A 19,720-nucleotide genomic window follows, 5' to 3' on the forward strand; every position below is an offset into this window, starting at 1 on the left:
CGCGGCGTACTGGATTCCCCGCATGCGCGGGGAATGACAATTGTAGTGCTGGAACGTCTTCGCGCGAAGAAAGCGCGGACCAAACAATGGGATAAGAGCATGTCCTATTCAATCGGATCATGCTCTTAAGGTGCTTGATCGCGATGCGGGCATTGGCATGATCCGCGCCAGGAGGACTGGATTCGCCATGTCTGAACTCGCCTTGTCGCGGCCCGCTGACGCGATGTTCGAGCTCGTGCCCTGATGGGCGGCAGCTCGCTCGCGACACGCCTGTTCGTCTCGGCGACCGCCTGGGTGGTGGTGATCCTGGCGATCACGGGCGTCATCCTGTCGTCGGTCTATCGTGACGCGACCGAGCGCGCCTTCGACCGCCGGCTCAATCTCTATCTGCGCACCCTGATCGCCGAGGTGGCGACGCCGGACGAGCCGGCGGACCGCCAGTTCCAGTCGCTCGGCGAGCCGCTGTTCGACCTGCCATTGTCGGGCTGGTACTGGCAGATCACCCGGACCGATACCGAAAAGGGCGAGACCCGCGCCTCGCGCTCGCTGTGGGACAAGAAGCTGCCCAAGCTCGAGGAGCACGGCGCCGAGCTGACCGCCGCCGGGGTCCGCCTCGGTTATGTCGACGGGCCCGAAGGCCAGAGCCTGCGTGTGGTGGAGCGGCCGGTCGATCTCGGCGCCGACGGCAAGTTCCTGGTCAGCGTCGCCGGCGATGCCACCGAGATCTTCGATGAGACGCGCAGCTTCGACTATTATCTCGGCGGCACCTTCGCCGCGCTCGGCGTCGTGCTGCTGCTGACCACGGTCTTCCAAGTGCGTTACGGCCTCGCGCCGCTCAAGCGCATTTCGGATGCGATTGCCGATATCCGCTCCGGCCGCGCCGAGCGGCTGGAGGGCCGGTTTCCGGTCGAGATCGCGCCGCTGGCGCGCGAGACCAATGCGCTGATCGATGCCAACCGGGAGATCGTCGAGCGCTCGCGCACCCATGTCGGCAATCTCGCCCATGCGATCAAGACGCCGCTCTCGGTGATCGTGAACGAGGCGGGCGCGCATGCCGCCGATCCTTTCGCCAGCAAGGTGCTGGAGCAGGCCGATCTGATGCGTGACCAGGTCGCCCATCACCTCGAGCGCGCCCGGATCGCCGCCCGCGCCACCATTGTCAGCACCATCACCGACGTCGCACCTGTGATCGAGGCGCTGCGCCGGACCATGGAAAAGATCCATCGCGATCGCGACCTCTCGATCGAGGCAAAGGCCGATCCGGCGGCACGGTTTCGCGGCGAGCGGCAGGATCTCGAGGAAATGGTCGGCAATCTCGTCGACAACGCCTGCAAATGGGCGGCTTCGCAGGTGTTCGTCGAGGTGACCGTGGTCCCGCCCGAGGCCTCGGGCGCCGGGCCGAGGCTGCGCATTGTGGTCGACGACGATGGGCGCGGCCTGTCGGAAGCCGAGCGGGCCCAGGTGTCGCGGCGCGGCCAACGGCTCGACGAGTCGAAACCCGGCTCCGGGCTCGGCCTGTCGATCGTGACCGATCTCGCCGGCCTCTATGGCGGCAATCTAACCCTGAACAACGCGCCGATCGGCGGCCTGCGGGCCGAGCTCACGCTGCCGGCGGTCTAGTGCAAGATGACTTTACTCTGAATCGAGCGGCGGATTCCGCTTCACCTCGCCCCGCGCGCGGGGAGAGGTCGGAACGCATCGTTAGATGCGTTCCGGGTGAGGGGGAGTCTCCGTAAACGCAGCTATCACCCGATACGCGGAGGCGGCCCCTCACCCCAACCCTCTTCCCGTAAGAACGGGGCGAGGGAGCACAGCACCGCCGCGGTCGCCATCCGACCTAAACCCATCTCGCTCTAGTCTGCCTTGGGAGGGTCGACGCTGCTATTATTCCTAAACGGCTTCTTAACGCGCCGGCCGCTATCATCGCGGGCGGACGGGCTGCGGCGTTTGCCGGGCACCAAGCTTTCACGACCGGGCGCATGAGCCAGAAATCGATCGAGCGGCTGAGGGATTATCTCGCGCAGCTTCCGCCGCAATCGCAGGCGCTGCTGATGCGGGAGCTGGAGCGCGCCGTCGAACGCGGCGATGACGTCGCCGTCGCCAATCTGGTCCTCGAGCAGCTGCGCAAGATCGTGCGCGGGGCCGAGGAGGACGAGCAGATCCAGCCGCGCAGCGACGATCCGGCGCGGCTCCTGTTCCGGCCACTCGAGCCATTCCTCGCCGAGACCAATTTCCCGACGCGAGCGGGCCAGATCCGGCGCGCCTCGCTGCTGCCGATCTGGCAATGGCTCGCCCGCGAGGGCGCGCCCGAAGCGGCCCGCGCGTTCGAGGCCGCGCTCGCCGCAGCCACGGAGAGCGGTCCGATGGAGACCGCCGCGCGCAAGTTCCAGCTTGCCGCCGCGGACGCCATCCTCAAGATCGCGGCGCCAAGTCAGGACGACCGTCAGCGCGCGCTGTCGCGCGTTGGCCCGCCAAACGTGGTCGAGGACCTGCTGCCGATCGGCCTCGTTCTGCAGGCCCGCGAAGCGCTGGAAACCCTGGGAAGCCGGCTGCCGAGCCAGATCCGGGTGTTTGCCGATTCCCAGATCGCTTCAGCGACCGAAGCGCTCAAGCTGCCGTCGCTGCAGACGCCGCAGCTATTGCCGTTCGCGCTGTCACTGATTGCGCAGCGGCTCGCCGCGCCATGGCAGATCGTCCGCCTTGCCATCAAGATGGCGGCCTCGGACGATGAGCTCCGCGTCGCGGCAACGCCATACGGCGTCGCGGTCACCATCGCGCTGCATGACCTGTCGTTCGTCGCGGCCTGCCTGCGTACCGACATCAGGCGCGGCCATTTCGATTATGTCGGCGAGCAGCTCAAGACCCTGCATGACGGCGTCCGCGGCCTGCGCACCGAGCTTGATCTGCGCAACGATTCCACCTGGGGCCGCCAGCTCACCTCGGTGCGCGCCGATACCTCCAATGCGCTGCAATCGGAGATCGACAGCGTGCCGGGCCGGGTTCGCCGCATCCTGCGCCAGCGCGCCGACAAGGACATTACGGCCGGCGCCAAGATCGATGCGACCGAGGTCGAGGACGCCGCCGCCCTGATCGATTTCGTCGCGGTATGCCGCACCTATGCCAGCGAGCTCGCCATCAACGAGGTGACGCTGCGGACCTTCTCGGATCTGCAACATTATGTCGAGCAGTCGACCGAGGGGCTGGTGCAGTCGCTGCGCGGCGGCGATGCCCGGGTCCGCGCCTTCCGCCAGCAGCAGGTCAAGGCCGCGATCCGGTTCTGCGAGGTGCTGTTCGGCCACGACTACGCCTCCCTGATGAACCGGGCGGCGGAGAATGCCGTCACCGGCGAGCGGAAGTCGTCGCGCGCGGGGTAGCGATAGCCTAGATACGGTTCGAACCCTGTTCGAGCGCTCCAAAATCCCACTTACCAGGGCGTGTACCTGTAAATCCGTCCGCTGTACCAACGTCCGCATTGCCAACGGTAAGCTGACAAAACAGGCGCGCTTGGTCATGTCGGCTAAGGGGCCAGAAGCAGCCATAACGGCTTGCGTAGCAGACCGCGATGGTTTCCGCGCATTGCACTAGCGAGGTTTGACGCGTGTTTCTGAGAGGTGCTTGTCCCAATGTGGGTGGATTTGGCCGTCCACTGTTGGCAGGTATTGGACCCATTCGGCTCGTATGCCTCGCGGGTCGATATCTCTGTTCGACACGACGTAGTCAATCTCGCCTCGCGTCGTGCCAATATCCATCAGCTCGCGGTCCGTCAGGCGGCATAATTCCGTTTGCAGCCTCCGGCGTTTGCGCCACTCCTGAAATGCCTTCCAATATGCTTCGAGCGGACTATAGACCGGCCGGTCGGCAGTTGCTCTGTGCTGCAACTTGGTGATCTCTTGGACTGTGCTCATTGCCGTGTGTCCTGTCTACTTTTCGGAGGACGAACATGCTGTACGACGAGCCACCGCGCCTGACATCCGGCTTACATTTTCCTTACCAGCGGCTTATTCTTTGCGTTCGAGGGCGTTAAAGCCTGAAAATCGAACGCCCTTTAAGGGATCGCCAGATGCGCTATTTCTTCGAGGAGTACGCATTCGATACTGACCGTCGCGAGCTACATCGCGGGACCATCCCTGTTCCCATCACGCCGCAGGTCTTCGATCTACTAGACCATTTGATCCGGCACAGGGAGCGCGTCGTCAGCAAGGACGATCTCATCAGCGCAGTTTGGAACGGACGCATAGTCTCAGATGCCGCGTTGACGACCCGCTTGAATGCCGCTCGCGCCGCAATCGGTGACGATGGTGACAAGCAGCGCCTAATCAAAACGTTGCCGCGCAAAGGCTTTCGCTTCGTTGGCGTAGTGCACGAAGGGCAGACGCCCGAAACTGCGGCGGCTAGTTCGGCGGCGCAGAACGACGGCACGGCACAAATGTCACTTTCATCGCCTCACCTCTCCATCGTTGTGTTGCCCTTCGCCAACCTCAACGGCGACCCAGAGCACGACTATTTCGTCGATGGTGTAACGGAAAGCCTCACTACGGACTTGTCGCGGATCAGCGGCTCATTGGTGATCGGGCGACACACCGCATTCACCTACAAGGGCAAAGCAGTTGACCTCAAGCAAATCGGTCGCGAGTTGAACATCCGGTATGTGCTAGAAGGCTCCGTGCAGCGTCACGAAAGCCGACTTCGCGTCAACGTGCAGCTGGTAGACGCTGAAACCAGCGCGCACTTATGGGCGGACCGCTTTGACAAACCCGTCGCCGATCTGTTCGATATGCAGGACGAGATCATATCTAGGCTAGCTAACTCCTTAGATGCGCAGCTCGTCGCAGCCGAGGCCGTGAGAGCACAACGTTCGGCGCATCCCAATTCAATGGAGTTGTACTTCCAGGGCAGAGCTAAGCTCAATATGGGGTTGACTTCCGAATATATCTTGCAGGCGCGCCACTTTTTCGAGCGTGCCCTGACGCTTGATCCCGGCAATATCGAAGCGTGTCTGGGCTTAGCGCATGTTGATGGCATTGTTGGTGCCGGCTACATGACCGACAATCGGATAAAGTACCTTACCGTAGCAGAAGTGGCCGTTATGCATGTCCTGACCCTCGCGCCGAACCACGCCTTGGCTCACTTACATTTGGGAACAGCAAAAATTTTCACGAACCGCGTGTCCGAGGGCATTGACGAACTACAACACGCTTTGGCGTTGGACCGAAATCTGGCCCATGCGCACGGGTTAATCGGTCAAGCCAAGATTTTCCTCGGTCGCGGCGGGGACACTGAGGCGCATGTCTTAGAGGCACTCCGCCTGTCTCCCCGCGACATTCATGCCTTCATGTGGATGCAGTATGTCGGTTTCGCTAAGTTGCAACTTAGTGCCGATAGGGAAGCCGTCTGTTGGCTCCGCAGGAGCATCGACGCCAACCGAAATTATCCGTTTGCGCATCTTGGGCTCGCCGCTGCCCTAGCACTGCTTGGAGCACTCGATGACGCGCGGGCCGCGGCGCAAGCAGGGCTCGTGCTTCAACCTAATTTCAGCATCCGCCGCTTCCGCGCCAGCCCGTCGAGCGATAATCCAGCTTATCTCGCCAAACGTGAGCGCATTTATGAAGGCATGCGATTGGCAGGAGTACCGGAGGGGTAATGTCGCAGATGGGTCACAAGCAGCGGTCGAGGACCGCGCTCAGCCGTGTCCGGTCCACCTCAGCGTGCCGACATTGCAGCGTCAGGTGTAGTCTTCAGATCCGGGCCGAGGTTGGTAGGCGATCCAGGTAAGGAGGAAGTCGGCGGCGACGCGAGCGCGGCCTCGATGTTTGGGGTTTGCTCACCTCGTGTTAGACTTTGGCTACCCGATCAGGGAGAACAGCCATGACCGCCGAGTTCGATGAAGACCGCTTCAATATGGCTATCCGTAAATTTCTGAAGCATGTCGGAGTTACATCGCAGCGTGAAATCGAGAACCTGGTGCGTAGCGGGGCGGTGAAAGGTGGCGAGCTCAAACTGCGAATGACCCTGTCCGCTGAGGGGACGCCGCTGAAACATGTTGTCGAGGAAACAGTCGCACTCTGACCGCGAGAGAAGTCTTACCTACAAACGACGCAGGAAATAGTGCAGGAGAGTTGTTTCCATGATCGAGGGGATCAGCGCGGTCACGCTTGGCACCCACGAAATGCCACGGGCTGTCCGATTTTACCGCGCCTTGGGATTTGAGGTCCTGCATGGCGGCGAACAGTCGTCATTCACCAGCTTTCGGGCTGGTGCGAGTTATCTCAACCTCATCGCCCAGCCTGCCGATCGGTGCTGGTCCTGGTGGGGACGCATCATCTTTTATGTTGCCGATGTTGACAAACTCTACGACCGTTCGCTTGCAGCCGGATACCAGCCGGCTACTGTCCCCCGCGACGCCGAATGGGGTGAGCGCTACTTCCACCTGATTGATCCCGATGGCCACGAACTCAGTTTCGCCCGGCCTCTGCTCCCAGTTTCCGTCGAATAGCAGCTCGAAGCGACCTACCATCCCGCGCGGCAGCCGGCCTGGGTGCTCAAATGCCACGCTGCATAACAATGATCCTCGGTGACGGCGTGACGCGTTCATCCGCCGCCCGTCGCCGCGTCGCGCTAATGCGAACATCCCTGGATGTCGCAGAAGGGTCGCAGGACGATATTGCCGGGGTCGGGTCGCGTGTCCACTTTGCCCTGAAAGCGGGCGGGAAACCGACGAGCCTGGCAGGTCGGGACGACAAGCATTTGCGCAATTTCGGAATAATGGAAGTGTGGCACTGAGTTGCCCGACGTGTCAAGCGTCGATCGAGTACCGGCGGAAGCCGGCTACTGTGCATGGGGTTGTTTTCGATATTTTGGTCGCGCGCGCCTTCGCCCGGAAGTGCCGTTGCAATACCGCCGGAACGGCACCGGAAACCGGCTGATTTCGACCTTCGGTCGATCCAGCAATTGTCAATTGCCGGGCTCGCCGCCGGTAGTGTAAAGCGATTCTAAGGCGGCTTGCCGGAAGCCGCCGTTCCATCCGGGAACCGCTTGATGACGCTGTGGTTTGTGTTCGCGCTGATGACGGTCGCGGCGATCTTTGCCGTGCTGTGGCCGCTCAGCCGCCGCGGGCGCGCTGATACCGGCGGCAGCGAGGTCGTGGTCTACCGCGACCAGCTCGCCGAAATCGACCGCGACATGGCCGCCGGCATCATCGGCGCCGCCGAGGCCGATGCCGCGCGGGTCGAGATCAGCCGGCGGCTGCTGGCCGCCGCCGATCAGGGCGGACGTGAGACCCCGGTGCAAGGCAGCCTCAATCTGCGGCGCACTGCCGCGATCGTCGGCCTGGTCGGATTGCCGGTGATTGCCTCGGGCTTCTATCTCGCGCTCGGCTCGCCGCGCCTTGGTGACTTTCCGCTCGCCGAACGCGGCCGGGTGGCCGACGCCAACCAGCCGCTCGCCAATCTGGTCGCGCAGGTCGAGGCGCATCTCGAAAAGAACCCGACCGACGGCCGCGGCTGGACGGTGCTGGCGCCGGTGCTGTCGCGCCTCGGCCGCTACGATGACGCCGTCCGCGCCTATCGCAATGCCATCACCTATGCCGGCGACAGCGCCGATCGCCGCGCCGATCTCGGCGAGGCGCTGATGGGGACTGCCGGCGGCGTCGTCACGGCGGACGCCAAGGCGGAGTTCGAGCGCTCCGTCGCGCTGAATGGCGACGATGCCAAGGCGAACTATTTCCTCGGTCTCGCCGCCGAGCAGGACGGCCGCAAGGCTGATGCCGCGACGCTCTGGCAGAAGATGCTGGCGAAGGCGCCGGCGGACGCGCCGTGGCGGCCGCTGGTGCAGGCCGCGCTGGTCCGGGTCGGCGGCAGCGTGCCCGGCGGCGCCAGCTCGCCCGGTGGCGTCAGCGCACCGGCGCTGCCGGACAGTGCGGTGGCTGCGGCCAGGGACATGAGCGAGGCCGATCGCGGTAGCATGATCAAAGGCATGGTCGATCGGCTGGCGACGCGGCTGAAGACCAATGGCGACGACGTCGAGGGCTGGCTGCGGCTGGTCCGCGCCTATCTCGTGATGGGCGAGCGCGACAAGGCGATGAGCGCGCTCGCGGATGCCCGTCAGGCGGTCGGCAACGATGCGGACCGGTTGCGTCAGCTCAATGAGGGGCTGAAGAATCTCGGGCTGGATGGATAACGCATGACGCCGAAAAGTGCGCAGCGGGTTTCGGAGAACGTCATGCGCAAGGATGGAACATGACCAGGAAGCAACGGCGTTTGACACTGATCGGCTGCGCGTTCGTCGTGCTCGCGATCGCCGCGGGCCTGGTGCTGAACGCGCTGCGCGATTCCATCGTGTTCTTCTCGACGCCGTCGATGGTCTCCGAAAAGCATCTTGGTCCGGGCAAGCGTTTCCGCCTCGGCGGCCTGGTGGAACAGGGCTCGCTCAAGCGCGGCGACAATCTCGCCGTGACCTTCACCGTTGGCGACGGCGGCGCGACGCTGCCGGTCGCCTACAAGGGCATCCTGCCCGATCTGTTCCGCGAGGGGCAGGGCGTCGTCGCCGAAGGCGCGCTCGACGCTGACGGCGTGTTCCGCGCCGACACCGTGCTCGCCAAGCATGACGAGACCTACATGCCGAAGGACGTCGCCGACGCCTTGAAGAAGCAGGGCCACTGGAAGGACGATTACGGTGCCAAATCAAGCAACACGCCGAGCGCCTCCGCGGCGCCGACCCAGGGAGCCGTGCGGTGATTGCCGAAAGTGGACATTACGCCCTGGTGCTCGCGCTTGGGCTTGCGCTGATCCAGTCCATCGTGCCGATTGTCGGCGCGCGCTGGCGCGATGCAGCGCTGATGAACGTCGCGCGCTCGACCGCGCTCGCCCAATTGCTGTTCGTCGCGGCGTCGTTCGCGGCGCTGGTGACGCTGCACGTCACCTCCGACTTCTCGGTCGCCAATGTCTACGAGAATTCGCACTCGCTGAAGCCGCTGCTCTACAAGATCACCGGCGTCTGGGGAAACCATGAAGGATCGATGCTGCTGTGGGTGTCGATCCTGGCGCTGTTCGGCGGCCTCGTCGCGGCCTTCGGCAACAATCTGCCGCTGTCGCTGCGGGCGCATGTGCTGGCGGTGCAGGCCTGGGTCGCCAGCGCCTTCTATCTGTTCATCCTGATCACCTCGAACCCGTTCCTGCGCATCGCCAATCCGCCGCTGGAAGGCCGCGACCTCAATCCGGTGCTGCAGGATATCGGCCTCGCCGTGCATCCGCCGATGCTCTATCTCGGCTATGTCGGCTTCTCGATCTCGTTCTCGTTCGCGGTGGCGGCGCTGCTCGAGGGGCGGATCGACGCCGCCTGGGCGCGCTGGGTGCGGCCGTGGACGCTGATGGCGTGGATCTTCCTGACGCTCGGCATCGCGATGGGCTCCTACTGGGCCTATTACGAGCTCGGCTGGGGCGGCTGGTGGTTCTGGGATCCGGTCGAGAACGCCTCGCTGATGCCGTGGCTTGCCGGCACCGCGCTGTTGCATTCGGCGCTGGTGATGGAGAAGCGCAACGCGCTGAAGGTCTGGACCGTCCTGCTGTCGATCCTGACCTTCTCGCTGTCGCTGCTCGGCACCTTCCTGGTGCGCTCCGGCGTGCTCACATCGGTCCATGCCTTCGCGACCGATCCGACACGCGGCGTGTTCATCCTGCTGATCCTGTTCGTCTTCATCGGCGGCAGCCTGTCGCTGTACGCCTGGCGCGCGCCGGCGCTGAAGCAGGGCGGGCTGTTCGCGCCGATCTCGCGCGAGGGCGCGCTGGTGCTCAACAATCTGCTGCTCACCACCGCCTGCGCGACCGTGTTCATCGGCACGCTGTATCCGCTGGCGCTCGAGGTCCTGACCGGCGAAAAGATATCGGTCGGCGCGCCGTTCTTCAATTTCACCTTCGCGCCGCTGTTCGTGCCGCTGCTGCTCGCGGTGCCGTTCGGGCCGCTGCTGGCCTGGAAGCGCGGCGACCTGCTCGGCGCGGCGCAGCGGCTGATGGTGGCCGGCATCGTCGCGCTGGCTGCGATGGCGCTGGTGTTTGCGTGGACCTATGGCGGCGCGACCTTGGCGCCGCTCGCCATTGCGCTTGCGGTGTTCGTGATCATGGGCGCGCTGTGCGATCTCGCCGAGCGCATCGCGCTGTTCCGGATTCCGTTGTCGCTCTCGCTGCGCCGGGCGCGCGGCTTACCGCGTGCGACCTGGGGGACCGCCTTCGCGCATGCCGGTCTCGGCGTCGCCCTGATCGGGATCGTCTGCGAGACCACCTGGAACAGCGAATATATCGGCGCGATGAAGCCGGACGACGTCGCCCGCGTCGCCGGCTACCAGCTGCGGCTCGACGGCCTGAACCCGCGGCAGGGTCCGAACTTCCGCGAGATGGTCGCGCAATTCACCGTGACGCGTGACGGCGAGAAGGTCAGCGTGATGACGCCGTCGAAGCGCAACTTCACGACGCGGGGCGCCTCGACGACCGAGGCCGCGCTGATGACGCGCGGTGCAAGCCAGCTCTACATCTCGCTCGGCGATACCTCGGCCGACGGCGCGATCGCGGTGCGCATCTATCACAAGCCGCTGGTGTTGATGATCTGGTGGGGCCCGGTGCTGATGGCGTTCGGCGGCATGCTGTCGCTGTCCGACCGCCGCTTGCGGGTCGGCGCGCCGAAGCCGGCGAAAGCGGCGCGCGCATTGCAGGCGGCCGAGTGATGCGGCCGCGCGCGCTTGCAGCCGCCGTGCTTGCGGCGGCCCTGATGCTCGGCGCGATGCCCGCCCGGGCGGTGCTGCCCGACGAGATCATGGCGGATCCGGCCAAGGAGGCGAGGGCGCGCGAGCTCTCCAAAGAGCTCCGCTGCATGGTCTGCCAGAACCAGTCGATCGACGATTCGGAGGCGCCGCTGGCGCGCGACCTCCGTCTTTTGGTGCGTGAACGCATCTCGGCCGGCGACAGCGACGCCCAGGTGATCGATTTCCTGGTGGCCCGCTACGGCGAATTCGTGCTGCTGAAGCCGCGCCTCAACGAGCACACGCTGCTGCTGTGGCTGACCCCGCCGCTGGCGCTTCTGCTGGGCGGTTTTGCGCTTTGGCGGCTCGGCCGGCGCAAGGCAAATTCGGCCGCCGGCAGCGGCGATTCCGCCGCCGGACTGACGTCCGACGAGCAGGCGCGCCTCAAACGCCTGCTGGCGGCGGAATCCGCGCCGGACAAGCCGCTTTAGTTCCCTTTTAAGTCCTTTATTTACCTGCGCTATTCTGCCGCAGCGGCGGCCTGCTCAATTACCAAAGTTTAATTCCGCAGCCAGCGCGCTGTAAGGCTGATGACCCCATGTTCAGACCCATCAGGTGCTCGCCCCCGGCACCAATGATTCTGGCCCTGGAGATTTCAAGACATGACCGACCGTCCCGACCTCTCGACCCTTCCGTCCTACAAGGCGCCGAAGCGCTCGCTGTTCTCTGCCCGCAAACTCGCGCTGATGGCGTCGGTCGTGGCCGGCCTCGGTGCCGCCACCTATGGCTTCAGCCCCTCGCACAACCCCGCCGACCTGTTCACGACGCCCGCGCATGCGCAGGTCAATAACGAGGTCAATAAGGTTCAGCAGCCGGTCGGGTTTGCCGACATCGTCGAGCGCGTGAAGCCGTCGGTGATCTCGGTCAAGGTCAACATTCGCGAGAAGGTCGCGAAGGATGACAGCAACAACAATGACGATTCGCCGTTCCAGCCGGGTTCGCCGATGGAGCGCTTCTTCCGCCGCTTCGGCGGTCCGGATGGCTTGCCCCCGGGCCTGCGCGGTGGACCGCGTGGCGGTGGCGTGGTGACGGGCCAGGGCTCCGGCTTCTTCATCTCGGCTGACGGCTTTGCCGTGACCAACAATCACGTCGTCGACGGCGCCGACAAGGTCGAAGTCACCACCGACGACGGCAAGACCTATTCCGCCAAGGTGATCGGCACCGATCCGCGCACCGACCTCGCGCTGATCAAGGTCGAGGGCGGCTCCAACTTCCAGTTCGCCAAGCTGTCCGAAACCAAGCCGCGGATCGGCGACTGGGTGCTGGCGGTCGGCAATCCGTTCGGCCTCGGCGGCACCGTGACCGCGGGCATCGTCTCGGCCTCCGGCCGCGACATCGGCAACGGCCCGTATGACGATTTCATCCAGATCGATGCGCCCGTGAACAAGGGCAATTCGGGTGGCCCGGCGTTCGACGTGTCCGGTGAGGTGATGGGCGTCAACACGGCGATCTACTCGCCGTCCGGCGGCAGCGTCGGCATCGCGTTCTCGATCCCGGCCCAGACCGTCAAGAGCGTCGTCGCCCAGCTGAAGGACAAGGGCGCGGTCAGCCGTGGCTGGATCGGCGTCCAGATCCAGCCGGTGACCTCCGACATCGCCGACAGCCTCGGCATGAAGAAGGCCGAAGGCGCGCTGGTCGCCGAACCGCAGGCCAACGGCCCCGCGGCCAAGGCCGGCATCGAGTCCGGTGACGTCATCACCGCCGTCAACGGCGAGCCGGTGAAGGATGCGCGCGAGCTCGCCCGCACCATCGGTGGCCTCGCGCCCGGCAACGCCGTGAAGCTGAACGTCCTGCACAAGGGTCAGGACAAGACCGTCAACCTCACCCTCGGCCAGCTGCCGAACAACCTGGAGGCCAAGGCTGACACCGACAAGAGCGACAAGGGCAATTCGTCCCGCGGCACCGACGTGCCGAAGCTCGGCCTCACCGTCGCGCCCGCCAACAGCGTGGCTGGCGCCGGCAAGGAAGGCGTGGTCGTGACCGAAGTCGATCCCAAGAGTGCTGCCGCTGAGCGGGGCTTCAAGGAAGGCGACGTGATCCTCGAGGTCGCCGGCAAGTCCGTCGGCACCGCCGGTGAAGTGCGTGATGCGATCACCGCGGCGCGCAATGACAGCAAGAACAGCGTTCTCATGCGCGTGAAGAGCGGCGGTTCGTCGCGCTTTGTGGCAGTGCCGCTGGCGAAGGGATAACTATCTATGAGTTGGAAAGCGTCGCCGGCATCAGTCGCCCCCGCCGACGGCGCTTTCCGGGGGGCGGGCCCCTTGCTCGCTCCCTACGTTGCCTTTCGATGGAATATGCCCCCCTCTGTCGGAAGGTCTCAGGGCGGTGAGGTCCCCCAGCTTCACCGCCCACTTTTTTCAGCGCATGATTCGGAAAAGTGGAGACCGGTTTTCCCCCGCGACAAACCCGGAACGGGTTTGCGCGGAGATCATGCGCCCACGAGATTCCCGGAATATGCGCGGTCGTCTTGCATGTGCAGGCCGGCCGCGTCATGCTGACAGAGGGCCAATTCCCGTGACCGCAATCGCTCCGCAAATGCGCATCCTGATCATCGAAGACGACCGTGAGTCAGCCGACTATCTGGTCAAGGCATTCCGCGAAGTCGGCTACATCGCCGATCTCGCCTCCGATGGCGAGGAAGGGCTGTCGATGGCCGAGACCGGCGACTACGACGTGCTGGTTGTGGATCGCATGCTGCCGAAGCGTGACGGCCTGTCGCTGATCGGCAGCCTGCGCGACAAGGGCAACCGGACGCCGGTGCTGATCCTCTCGGCGCTCGGCCAGGTCGATGACCGCATCAAGGGCCTGCGTGCCGGCGGCGACGACTACCTGCCGAAACCCTATTCCTTCGCCGAGCTGCTCGCGCGGGTCGAGGTGCTGTCGCGGCGCAATGTCGGCCCGGCCGAGGAGACGACCTACCGGGTCGGCGACCTCGAGCTCGATCGGCTGTCCCATCGCGTCGCCCGCGGCAAGGACGAGCTGACCTTGCAGCCGCGCGAGTTCCGCCTGCTCGAATATCTCATGAAGCATGCCGGGCAGGTGGTGACGCGCACCATGCTGCTCGAGAATGTCTGGGATTATCATTTCGATCCGCAGACCAACGTCATCGACGTCCACATCTCGCGGCTGCGCTCCAAGATCGACAAGGGTTTTGAGCGGCCGCTGCTGCATACCATCCGCGGCGCGGGGTATATGATCCGTGACGGCATTCGGTAAACTGATCCGGACCACGGCGTTTCGGCTGACGCTGGTCTACCTGTTCCTGTTCGCGCTGTTCGCCGCCTCGCTGCTGGCTTACTTCGCCTGGAACACGCGGCGGCTGATCACCGAGCAGATCACGACGACGGTCAACGTCGAGATCAGCGAGATCACCGACATCTACAACCGCCGCGGCCTGCGCGGCCTGCTGGGCACCATGGGCAACCGTGCGCTGCGGCCGGGCGCCAACCTCTATCTGGTGACGGCGCCGAACGGGCAGATGCTCGCCGGCAATGTCGGCGCGCTGGCGCCGGGCGTGATGAGCACGCAGGGCTGGACGGAGACCGCCTATCGCCGGCTCGACGACCAGGACAAGACAGATCACCGCGCGCTGGTGCGGGTCACCCAGATGGACAACGGCTTCCGCCTGCTGGTCGGGCGCGACCTCGAGGAACGGCGGCGGCTGTTCGGTATCGTCGCCAAGGCCGCGCAATGGTCGATCCTCGTCGTCGTCGTGCTCGGCATCGGCGGCGGTATCTTCGTCGCCCGCCGCGTGCTGCACCGGATCGACGCCATGACCGGCACCACCAAGCGCATCATGGCGGGCGATCTGTCCGGCCGGCTGCCGGTCGGCCGCAGCGGCGACGAGCTCGATCGCCTGGCGGAAAATCTCAATGCCATGCTCGAGCGCATCGAGGCGCTGATGACGGGGCTGAAGGAGGTCTCCGACAACATCGCCCATGACCTCAAGACGCCGCTGACGCGGCTGCGCAACCGCGCCGAGGAGGCGCTGGCGCGGTCGGGCTGCGAGGCCGACTATCGCGCGGCGCTGGAGCGGACCATCGAGGAATCCGACGGGCTGATCCGCACCTTCAACGCCCTGTTGATGATCGCGCGTGCCGAGTCCGGCCAGGCACGCGGCAACATGGACGATTTCGACGGCGCCGATGTCGCCAACGGCATCCACGAACTGTACGAGCCGCTGGCCGAGGACGACGGCATGACGCTGCAGGTGAAGACCGTGCCGGCGCCGATTCACGGCAACCGCGAATTGATCAGCCAGGCGGTCGCCAACCTGGTCGAGAATGCCATCAAATACGGCAAGTCCGACGCGAGCGTGCAGCCGCTCAATGCGGATGCGCGGGAGATCCTGATCGAGGCGCGGCGCGAGGGCGACCAGGTCCTGCTCAGCGTCACCGACCACGGCCCGGGCATTCCCGAGGCCGACCGCAAGCACGCGGTCGAGCGCTTCGTCCGCCTCGAGGCGAGCCGGACCTTACCCGGTTCCGGTCTCGGCCTCAGCCTGGCCTCGGCGGTTGCCACGCTTCATGGCGGCGAGCTCAGGCTCGGCGACGCCCATCCGGGGCTGGTCGCCACCCTGGTGTTGCCGGCGCGGGCGGGCGGCAGTGACAGGCTTGCGGCTCAAACGCAGGATGTGCCACAGAAGGCGGCATGAATGCCGCCGCGCCGGGAAACGCGGATCGACATCGTCTGGCCGCGCGGTTCGCGGACGGACCGCGTGTCGCCGCGCCCGTATCCGCCGATCAGCGCCTGACTGACTGGTTCGCCGAGCTCGAGCCGGCGCAATCGGCCGCGCTCAATGCGTTGCTCGAACATCCGTTCGCACGGGACATCCTGCGCGGCATCGCCGAGTTCTCGCCCTATTTGTTCGAGCTCGCCCGCGCCGATGCCGCGCGGCTGATCCGGATCCTGTCATGCGACCCGGAGTCGCATCTTGCCGGCCTGATCGAGACGACGTCGCGCGAGGTGCTCGCCGCCGGCAGCGAGGCCGACGTGATGGTCCTGCTTCGCCGCATGAAGGCGGAGGCCGCGCTGATGATCGCGCTGTGCGACATCGGCCGCGTCTGGCCGGTGATGCGGGTGACGGCGGCACTGACCGACATCGCGGTGAATTCGGTGCAATCGGCGCTGCGATATTTGTTCCGGCAGGAAGTGGCCCGCGACCGGATGACCGCCGCCGACCCCGATCACCCCGAGGCAGGCTCGGGCCTGATCGTGCTCGCGATGGGCAAGATGGGGGCCGGCGAGCTGAACTATTCCAGCGACATCGACCTGATCGTGTTCTTCGATCGCGCGGCCACTTCGCTCGCCGAGGACATCGAGCCGCAGCCGTTCTTCGTGCGCGTCACCCAGGCGATGGCGCGGATGCTGCAGCAGCGCTCGGGCGACGGCTACGTGTTCCGGGTCGATCTCAGGCTGCGGCCGGACCCGGCCTCGACCCAGGTCGCGATCTCGACCGACGCCGCGCTGCATTATTACGAGCGCGAGGGACGCACCTGGGAGCGCGCCGCGATGATCAAGGCGCGGCCCTGCGCCGGCGATCCCAAGGCCGGCGAGGCGCTGATCGCCGAGCTCGCGCCCTTCGTCTGGCGCAAGCATCTGGATTTTGCCGCGCTTGCCGATGTCCACGACATGAAGCGGCAGATGCAGACCTATCGCGGCCAGAGCGAGATCTCGGTCGAGGGCCATAACGTCAAGGTCGGCCGCGGCGGCATCCGCGAGATCGAGTTCTTCGCCCAGACCCAGCAGCTGATCGCCGGCGGCCGTCATCCGGAGTTGCGGGTGCGGCCGACGCTGGAGGCGCTCAACGTGCTCGCCAACAGCAACTGGATCACCTTTGAAGCGCGCGACGAACTGACGACGGCCTATGAATTCCTGCGCCGGGTCGAGCACCGGCTGCAGATGATCGCCGACGAGCAGACTCATTCGCTGCCCGAAGCGCCTGAGGACGTCGAGCGCTTTGCGCATTTCTTCGGCTACGAGAATCGCGAGGCCTTCGCCAGGGATTTGCTCGGCCAGCTCAAGATCGTGCAGAACCATTACGGCAAGCTGTTCGAGGGCGACGATCCGACCGGCACCGCGAAGCTGCCGGATATCGACTATGGCGCCGGGCCCGAGGACGCCCGCCTGATCGAGCATTTCGCCAATCTCGGCTTCAAGAAGCCCATTGCGGTTGCCGGCACCGTGCAGCAATGGATCGAGGGCGACTATCGCGCGCTGCGCGTCGAGGCGACGCGCGCCGCGTTCCTGGAATTCATTCCCGGCCTGATCGACGGCCTGGCGAATGCCGAGGAGCCTGACGATGCGGTGGCGGCGTTCGACCGTTTCCTCGGCGCGCTGCAGCGGGGCGGGCGACTGATCTCGCTGCTCAGCCAGAACCGCGATTTCGTCGCGCTGGTGGCGCTGATCCTCGGCGCGGCACCGCGGCTCGGTGACATGCTGGCGCGGCAGCCGCAGATCATGGACGGCCTTGTCGATCCGCGCTTCTTCGGCGCGATGCCGGACAAGAAGGAACTGTCGGAGCGGCTCGCCGCCACGCTGCAGGATGCGTCGTCCTACGAGGATTTCCTCGATCGTCTGAGATTGTTCGGCCAGGAGAGCCTGTTCCTGATCGGCACCCGCATCCTGTCCGGCACGGTGTCGGCGCAGCACGCCAGCACCGCCTTTGCCGATGTGGCCGAGGGTATCGTGCACACCGTGCACGGCCTCGTCACCGACCAGTTCGCCGCGCAATATGGCCGGATCAAGGGGCAGGAGACCGCGATCGTCGCGATGGGCCGGCTCGGCAGCCGCGAGATGACGGCGTCCTCCGACCTCGATTTGATCCTGCTGTACGATTTCGACAGCGAGGCGCCGGATTCCGACGGCGAGCGTTCGCTGCACGGCGCGCAGTATTTTGCCCGCTTCACCCAGCGCCTGATCAGCGCCTTCACGACCCGGACCAATTACGGCGTGCTCTACGAGGTCGACATGCGGCTGCGCCCGTCGGGGCGCGCCGGTCCGGTCGCATCGCGGATCGATTCATTTGCCGACTACCAGGAGCGCGAGGCCTGGACCTGGGAGCACATGGCGCTGACGCGCGCCCGCGTGATCTCGTCGTCGCCTGAGTTTCGCGAGAAGATCGAGGCGATCATCCGCAGCGTGCTGACCCGGCCGCGCGATGCGGCGTCGACCGCGGCCGACGTCGCCGACATGCGGCGCGCGATCGCGCTGGAGAAGGGGGAGGACGATGTCTGGGATCTCAAGCTCGCCGCCGGCGGGCTCGTCGACATCGATTTCATCGCGCAATATCTCCAGCTCGCGCATGCCTCGGTGAAGCCGGAAATTCTCAGCGTCTCCACGCTGCAGGTGCTCGACAATGCCGCCAAGCTCGGCCTGCTCGGCCAGTCCGAGGCCGAGATCCTGCGCTCGGCGGCGCGGCTCTATCATGACCTGACGCAGATCCTGCGGCTCTGCGTCACCGGCAAGTTCAATCCGGAGACCGCGGGCGAAGATCTGCTGCGCGTGATGGCGCGGGCCGGGGACACGCCGGATTTCTCCGCACTGGAAGCGCGCCTGCGCGAGACCCAGGGCGAGGTGCGCCGCGTCTTCAACACGATCGTGGGGTAGGGGAGTAGCGAGACCCTGCTGGACCCGTCATCCTGAGGTGCGAGCTCTTGCGAGCCTCGAAGGATGAATCGGCCACCAGCGGGGCCGTCGACCCTTCGAGACGCGCTACGCGCTCCTCAGGGTGACGGTGATAGTACGCGTCGATCCATCCACGTCATTGCGAGCGAAGCGAAGCAATCCATCGCTCCGCAAGCGGAGACGTCGCTATCGCTCCTCGCAATGACGGCGGTGCGACGCGTCACAGCCTCTCGAGGTGACAGTGAGTTCGCGGGGACTGGGAACTCTACGCCTGCTGCTTCAGCTTCTGCAAGGCATCGCGGACGTCGGGGTCGAGGCCGGTGCCGCCGGCGTCGAGATGGGCGAAGATCTGCTTGCGCATCCGCGGGTCCCAGAACTTCCAGATGTGCTCGGAAATGCCCTGCACGGCGCGGTCGTGGCCCTGGCTGTGGAAGAACTTTCCGATCTGGTTCGCCATATAGACCAGTCTGTCAGGCGACGACGACATAAGCGGACTCCTTGCCGGGCACCGCGCCTGTGACGCGTTCCGGATGCGTAAAGATTTCAAATCCATCGGCGCGGGCGATCGCTGCAAGCGTGATGCCGGCGGCATCCGCCATCCGGACCGCAAGCGCGGTCGGGGCCGACACGGCGGCAATCAGCGGCGCGCCGATCGCGGCGGTCTTCTGCACCATTTCGACGGAGACGCGGCTGGTCAAGAGCACCATGCCATCGCTGGCTGCGACCTTGTCGCGGGCCAGCGCGCCGGCGAGCTTGTCGAGCGCGTTGTGGCGGCCGACATCCTCGCGCAGCGCGACGATGCCGCGCGTCGCCGTCCAGAACGCGGCGGCGTGCACCGCGCGAGTCTGGTGATTGATCTCCTGCAGCGGCGCCACCGCCGCCACCGCGGTCATGATCTCGCGCGGCGCGAACACGCGTCCCGCGGGAACGATCGCAGCTGGTCGCACCGCCTCGCTGATCGAATCGAGCCCGCACAGGCCGCAGCCGGTCGGGCCGGCGATGTTGCGCCGCCGCTCGGCGATCCGCTCGGCCCTGTCGGGCCTGAGCCACATCCGAAGCTCGATGCCGTCATCGAGCTCGACGATATCGAGGGTCTCGATCTCGTCGGCCGATTGCACGATGCCTTCGCTCAAGCTGAAGCCAACGGCGAAATCGCCGAGGTCCTCGGGCGAGCCCATCATCACGGCGTAGGTGCCGCCATTATAGGTCAGCGCGAGCGGCGTTTCTTCCGGGATCAGGCGCGCGCCGTCGCTGAAGACGCCGTCGCGCCAGACTTTCCGCCTCGATTGGTGGACGGGCTCGCGCATC

General features: G+C 65.5%; 16 protein-coding genes. 13 read left to right on the forward strand and 3 right to left on the reverse strand.

The features are described from left to right. Positions 1–243 precede the first annotated feature (243 nt). Both QJT82_RS00655 and QJT82_RS00660 read left to right on the forward strand, forming a co-directional pair. The gene (locus QJT82_RS00655; protein ID WP_028345272.1) at positions 244–1,620 is read left to right on the forward strand and encodes a sensor histidine kinase; all 1,377 of its coding nucleotides are present in this window, start codon (positions 244–246) and stop codon (positions 1,618–1,620) included. A gap of 359 nt (positions 1,621–1,979) precedes the next feature. Next, positions 1,980–3,374 (forward strand): hypothetical protein, encoded by a 1,395-nt coding sequence (locus tag QJT82_RS00660; RefSeq protein WP_028345271.1) that lies wholly within the window; start codon positions 1,980–1,982, stop codon positions 3,372–3,374. 207 nt (positions 3,375–3,581) lie between these two features. Here QJT82_RS00660 and QJT82_RS00665 read toward each other — a convergent pair whose 3' ends face one another. After that, positions 3,582–3,905 carry a DUF1127 domain-containing protein gene (locus QJT82_RS00665; RefSeq protein ID WP_028345270.1) on the reverse strand — a complete coding sequence of 108 codons (324 nt, stop codon included), beginning with the start codon at positions 3,903–3,905 and terminating at the stop codon, positions 3,582–3,584. A gap of 155 nt (positions 3,906–4,060) precedes the next feature. Between QJT82_RS00665 and QJT82_RS00670 the strand changes: the two genes are divergently transcribed. The 11 genes from QJT82_RS00670 to QJT82_RS00720 all read left to right on the forward strand — a co-directional run bounded on the left by QJT82_RS00670 (position 4,061) and on the right by QJT82_RS00720 (position 18,394). Continuing rightward, positions 4,061–5,641 carry a winged helix-turn-helix domain-containing protein gene (locus tag QJT82_RS00670; protein WP_028345269.1) on the forward strand — a complete coding sequence of 527 codons (1,581 nt, stop codon included), beginning with the start codon at positions 4,061–4,063 and terminating at the stop codon, positions 5,639–5,641. 224 nt (positions 5,642–5,865) lie between these two features. After that, a complete protein-coding gene (locus tag QJT82_RS00675) occupies positions 5,866–6,066 on the forward strand; it encodes a DUF6494 family protein (protein WP_027547784.1) in 201 nt (66 codons plus the stop codon). Positions 6,067–6,124: 58 nt separating this feature from the next. Further along, the gene (locus QJT82_RS00680) at positions 6,125–6,493 is read left to right on the forward strand and encodes a VOC family protein (protein ID WP_028345268.1); all 369 of its coding nucleotides are present in this window, start codon (positions 6,125–6,127) and stop codon (positions 6,491–6,493) included. Positions 6,494–7,035: 542 nt separating this feature from the next. Continuing rightward, on the forward strand, positions 7,036–8,175 hold the full coding sequence (gene ccmI, locus QJT82_RS00685) for a c-type cytochrome biogenesis protein CcmI (protein WP_028345266.1): 1,140 nt from the start codon (positions 7,036–7,038) through the stop codon (positions 8,173–8,175). Positions 8,176–8,234: 59 nt separating this feature from the next. Continuing rightward, positions 8,235–8,732 (forward strand): cytochrome c maturation protein CcmE, encoded by a 498-nt coding sequence (gene ccmE, locus QJT82_RS00690; RefSeq protein WP_028345265.1) that lies wholly within the window; start codon positions 8,235–8,237, stop codon positions 8,730–8,732. Next, positions 8,729–10,711, forward strand: coding sequence for a heme lyase CcmF/NrfE family subunit (locus tag QJT82_RS00695; protein WP_028345264.1), 1,983 nt, complete (start codon positions 8,729–8,731; stop codon positions 10,709–10,711). Before ccmE ends, QJT82_RS00695 begins: the two co-directional genes overlap by 4 nt. After that, entirely contained in the window at positions 10,711–11,217 is a 507-nt protein-coding gene (locus tag QJT82_RS00700; RefSeq protein ID WP_028345263.1) for a cytochrome c-type biogenesis protein, read from the forward strand. Before QJT82_RS00695 ends, QJT82_RS00700 begins: the two co-directional genes overlap by 1 nt. Positions 11,218–11,388: 171 nt before the next feature. Beyond that, positions 11,389–12,975, forward strand: coding sequence for a Do family serine endopeptidase (locus QJT82_RS00705; protein ID WP_028345262.1), 1,587 nt, complete (start codon positions 11,389–11,391; stop codon positions 12,973–12,975). Between the two features lie 346 nt (positions 12,976–13,321). Then, positions 13,322–14,002 (forward strand): response regulator transcription factor, encoded by a 681-nt coding sequence (locus QJT82_RS00710; protein WP_016842329.1) that lies wholly within the window; start codon positions 13,322–13,324, stop codon positions 14,000–14,002. Continuing rightward, complete coding sequence (locus tag QJT82_RS00715; protein WP_028345261.1) at positions 13,986–15,440, forward strand: ATP-binding protein; 1,455 nt, start codon at positions 13,986–13,988, stop codon at positions 15,438–15,440. Before QJT82_RS00710 ends, QJT82_RS00715 begins: the two co-directional genes overlap by 17 nt. Continuing rightward, on the forward strand, positions 15,437–18,394 hold the full coding sequence (locus QJT82_RS00720) for a bifunctional [glutamine synthetase] adenylyltransferase/[glutamine synthetase]-adenylyl-L-tyrosine phosphorylase (protein ID WP_028345260.1): 2,958 nt from the start codon (positions 15,437–15,439) through the stop codon (positions 18,392–18,394). Before QJT82_RS00715 ends, QJT82_RS00720 begins: the two co-directional genes overlap by 4 nt. Positions 18,395–18,677: 283 nt before the next feature. Here the strand turns inward: QJT82_RS00720 and QJT82_RS00725 are convergent, their stop codons facing one another. After that, the gene (locus tag QJT82_RS00725) at positions 18,678–18,899 is read right to left on the reverse strand and encodes a formate dehydrogenase subunit delta (RefSeq protein ID WP_028345259.1); all 222 of its coding nucleotides are present in this window, start codon (positions 18,897–18,899) and stop codon (positions 18,678–18,680) included. Further along, positions 18,883–19,719 carry a formate dehydrogenase accessory sulfurtransferase FdhD gene (gene fdhD, locus QJT82_RS00730; RefSeq protein ID WP_028345258.1) on the reverse strand — a complete coding sequence of 279 codons (837 nt, stop codon included), beginning with the start codon at positions 19,717–19,719 and terminating at the stop codon, positions 18,883–18,885. The genes QJT82_RS00725 and fdhD overlap by 17 nt, the downstream gene beginning before the upstream one ends. Position 19,720 lies beyond the last annotated feature (1 nt).

This window comes from Bradyrhizobium sp. Mp19, assembly GCF_029952935.1.
GTDB lineage: Bacteria > Pseudomonadota > Alphaproteobacteria > Rhizobiales > Xanthobacteraceae > Bradyrhizobium > Bradyrhizobium elkanii.

Coding starts and splice junctions, on each gene's coding strand:
- QJT82_RS00720 (WP_028345260.1), top strand. CDS start 15,437: ATGAATGCCGCCGCGCCGGGAAACGCGGATCGACATCGTCTGGCCGCG.
- QJT82_RS00675 (WP_027547784.1), top strand. CDS start 5,866: ATGACCGCCGAGTTCGATGAAGACCGCTTCAATATGGCTATCCGTAAA.
- QJT82_RS00670 (WP_028345269.1), top strand. CDS start 4,061: ATGCGCTATTTCTTCGAGGAGTACGCATTCGATACTGACCGTCGCGAG.
- ccmI (WP_028345266.1), top strand. CDS start 7,036: ATGACGCTGTGGTTTGTGTTCGCGCTGATGACGGTCGCGGCGATCTTT.
- QJT82_RS00710 (WP_016842329.1), top strand. CDS start 13,322: ATGCGCATCCTGATCATCGAAGACGACCGTGAGTCAGCCGACTATCTG.
- fdhD (WP_028345258.1), bottom strand. CDS start 19,719: ATGCGCGAGCCCGTCCACCAATCGAGGCGGAAAGTCTGGCGCGACGGC.
- QJT82_RS00660 (WP_028345271.1), top strand. CDS start 1,980: ATGAGCCAGAAATCGATCGAGCGGCTGAGGGATTATCTCGCGCAGCTT.
- QJT82_RS00665 (WP_028345270.1), bottom strand. CDS start 3,905: ATGAGCACAGTCCAAGAGATCACCAAGTTGCAGCACAGAGCAACTGCC.
- QJT82_RS00700 (WP_028345263.1), top strand. CDS start 10,711: ATGCGGCCGCGCGCGCTTGCAGCCGCCGTGCTTGCGGCGGCCCTGATG.
- QJT82_RS00655 (WP_028345272.1), top strand. CDS start 244: ATGGGCGGCAGCTCGCTCGCGACACGCCTGTTCGTCTCGGCGACCGCC.
- QJT82_RS00705 (WP_028345262.1), top strand. CDS start 11,389: ATGACCGACCGTCCCGACCTCTCGACCCTTCCGTCCTACAAGGCGCCG.
- QJT82_RS00680 (WP_028345268.1), top strand. CDS start 6,125: ATGATCGAGGGGATCAGCGCGGTCACGCTTGGCACCCACGAAATGCCA.
- QJT82_RS00725 (WP_028345259.1), bottom strand. CDS start 18,899: ATGTCGTCGTCGCCTGACAGACTGGTCTATATGGCGAACCAGATCGGA.
- ccmE (WP_028345265.1), top strand. CDS start 8,235: ATGACCAGGAAGCAACGGCGTTTGACACTGATCGGCTGCGCGTTCGTC.